The following is a 3,354-nucleotide window of genomic DNA, read 5'->3' on the forward strand; positions in this document are numbered from 1 at the left end:
GCCTTGAGGCGGCGCGGAGGTCCGAGCCCGGATTTGCCGGCGTGCCGCTGCCGGTCGCCGAGAGCCGGCCCCAGGCCGGGCCCGAGCCAGGGCCCGAGCCCGAGGCCGCGTTCGGGCCCGCGCCGGAACGCGCTGCCGAGGGTGCAGCCGGCGATGTCGAGTGGGCCGGGCACGCGGTTGACCGTGCGCCCCGATCCCCGCAACCGCCGGAGCCCCAGCCCCAGCCCGGGTCCGGTCCGGTTCCGCCGCCTGGCGCCGGGAGCGTGCCCCAGTCCGTAAGGCCGTCCGAGTCCGCCCCCGAGCCGGCGCCCGGACGGGAGCCCCGACCCGAGCCCGGACCGGAACCCGGTGTCGGCCCCGCGCCCGGCGCCGAGATCGTGCCCCGGGGAACGGGTCGAGCCCAGCCCGAGCGGGTGAAGCCGGCCGGGGTGGTCCCCTCCAGGGGCATGCGGGCCGCACAGCCGCCCGCGCCGGCCGCTCCCGGGGACGCGCCGCTCGGGGTGTTCGGGCCGCCTGCCGCCGGGTGGGGGGAGACCGGGTTCGCGGAGGGAGAGGTGCGGTGGGCGCCGGAGTTGCCGCCCGGGTGGGAGCCCGCGCGAGCGGTGCCGGAGATCGTCGGGGCGCCGGAGGTGGTCGGCGGCGGGCCGCCGACGTACGGCGCGGAGCCGACCGCGTGGCCGGAGGCCGATCCGGAGGAACTGGACGGGCTGGTGGCCGACACCGTGCTGGACGGCGCGCGCTACGGGCGGGTGACGATCCGGACCGCGGCGATGCGCGGGGACTCCGCCCGGTACCGGGGCCAGCCGCGCCGGGACGCCTTGCTGACCGCCCGGTTCGGCACCGGCGAGGACGCGCTGCTGCTGGTGGCGATGGCGAGCGGCGCGCGCGCCGCGGACGACGCCCACCGGGCCGCGCAGGACACGGTGCGGTGGATCGCCGGGGCCGTCGGGAGAAGCCGGGCGCGACTCATCGACGATCTGCGGGCGGCGCGGCGCGGCTCGCTGAAGTCCGGGCTGCACCGGCTGACCGACCGCTGTTACGGGCGGCTGCGGGCGCGCGGGGAGGACCTGGGGCTGGACGAGGGCACGTACACCGCCTCGCTGCGCTGCCTGTTGCTGCCCGCCGACCCGGAGTCCAGGATCCGGCTGTTCTTCGGGGTGGGGGAGGGCGGACTGTTCCGGATCAGGGACGGGGTCTGGCAGGATCTGGACCTCGCGCCGGACGAGACCTCCGCGCCCTTCCGCTTCCGCGCCACCGTGGCCCAGCCGGGTGACGCGCTGCTGATGTGCAGCGCCGGTCTCGCGGAGCCGCTGCGGGGCGAGCCGGAGTTGGCCGGGCACCTGGCCGCCCGGTGGGGTGCCGGGAAGGTGCCGGGGCTGGCCGCCTACCTCGCGGACACCCAGACCCGGGTCAAGGGCTACGCCGACGACCGGACGGCGGTGACCGTCTGGGACGCCTGACCGCTCCCGGGATGCGTGCGCCCCGTGCCTGTGCGGAGATGGGTACATGCCGAAGCAGACCGTCGCCGAGCAGTTCATCGACGTCCTTGCCCGTGCGGGCGTCCAGCGCGTGTACGGGGTGGTGGGCGACAGCCTGAACCCGGTCGTGGACGCGGTGCGCCGCAACCGTTCCATCGAATGGGTGCACGTACGGCACGAGGAGACGGCGGCGTTCGCGGCCGGCGCCGAGGCGCAGCTCACCGGCCGGCTGGCGGCCTGCGCCGGCTCGTGCGGGCCGGGCAATCTGCATCTGATCAACGGCCTGTACGACGCGCACCGCTCGATGGCGCCGGTGCTGGCCCTCGCCTCGCACATCCCGAGCAGCGAGATCGGCACGACGTACTTCCAGGAGACCCACCCGGACCGGTTGTTCCAGGAGTGCAGCCACTACAGCGAATTGATCTCCAACGCGGCGCAGATGCCGCGTGTGCTGCAGACCGGGATCCAGCACGCGGTCGGCCGCGGCGGCGTGTCGGTGATCAGCCTGCCCGGTGACATCGCGGCCCAGGAGGCACCCCAGCGGGCCTTCGAGCACGCCCTGGTCACCCGGCGTCCCACCGTGCGCCCCGGCGACGCCGAGATCGAGGAGCTGGCCCGGCTGGTGGACGCCGCCGAGCGCGTCACGCTGTTCTGCGGCAGCGGTACGGCCGGTGCGCACGACGAGGTGATGGCCTTCGCCGAACGCGTCAAGTCCCCGGTGGGGCACGCGCTGCGGGGCAAGGAATGGATCCAGTTCGACAACCCGTACGACGTCGGGATGAGCGGGCTGCTCGGTTACGGCGCCGCCTACGAGGCGATGCACGAGTGCGATCTGCTGATGCTGGTGGGTACCGACTTCCCGTACAACGCCTTCCTGCCGGACGACGTGACGATCGTCCAGATCGATGTGCGTCCCGAACACCTCGGCCGACGCTCGAAGTTGGACCTGGCGGTGTGGGGCGACGCGGGGGAGACGCTGCGCTGTCTGGCCTCGCGGGTGCGCGAGAAGACCGACCGGCGGTTCCTGGACAGGATGTTGAAGAAGCACAGCGACGCCTTGGAGGGCGTCGTGAAGGCCTACACCCGCAATGTGGACAAGCACCTGCCGATCCACCCCGAGTACGTGGCCTCCGTGCTGGACGAAGAGGCCGCCGATGACGCGGTGTTCACGGTGGACACCGGTATGTGCAACGTGTGGGCGGCGCGCTATCTGACCCCCAACGGCAAGCGCCGGGTGATCGGTTCGTTCTCGCACGGCTCGATGGCCAACGCGCTGCCGCAGGCGATCGGGGCGCAGTTCCTGGACCGGGGCCGCCAGGTGGTGTCGATGTCCGGCGACGGCGGCTTCGCCATGCTGATGGGCGACTTCCTGACCCTGGTCCAGTACGACCTGCCGGTGAAGATCGTGCTGTTCAACAACTCCTCCCTGGGCATGGTGGAGTTGGAGATGATGGTCGAGGGACTGCCGGCCTACGGCACCGGAAACCAGAACCCCGACTTCGCGGTGATCGCCCGCGCGGCGGGTGCGTACGGGGTGCGGGTGGATCAGCCGAAGGATCTGCGCGGCGCGCTGCGGGACGCCTTCCGGCACCCGGGCCCGGCGCTGGTGGACGTGGTGACCGACCCGCACGCGCTGTCCATCCCGCCGAAGATCACCGGTGAGCAGATCGGCGGCTTCGCGCTGTCGATGGGCAAGATGGTGCTGGACGGCGGTGTCGGCAAGATGGTGCAGCTGGCCCGGTCCAATCTGCGCAACATGCCGCGCCCGTGAACTTCTACACGGACGCGGCATGTTGATGGCGGGGAAGCGGTAACTCAGTCGTTGATCAGGTCGAACGATTCCCAGGGGCCGATGGCGGTGCGGTTGGCGATCAGC

2 protein-coding genes are annotated in these 3,354 nt (G+C 73.0%); both read left to right on the forward strand.

The genetic code is table 11. The features are described 5' to 3' along the window. Nucleotides 1–602 precede the first annotated feature (602 nt). Entirely contained in the window at nt 603–1,460 is an 858-nt protein-coding gene (locus GA0115240_RS24045; protein WP_256069952.1) for a protein phosphatase 2C domain-containing protein, read from the forward strand. Nucleotides 1,461–1,506: 46 nt separating this feature from the next. Next, entirely contained in the window at nt 1,507–3,249 is a 1,743-nt protein-coding gene (locus GA0115240_RS24050) for a pyruvate dehydrogenase (RefSeq protein WP_093739546.1), read from the forward strand. Nucleotides 3,250–3,354 lie beyond the last annotated feature (105 nt).

The sequence above is a fragment of the Streptomyces sp. DvalAA-14 genome, assembly GCF_900091855.1.
Taxonomy (GTDB): domain Bacteria; phylum Actinomycetota; class Actinomycetes; order Streptomycetales; family Streptomycetaceae; genus Actinacidiphila.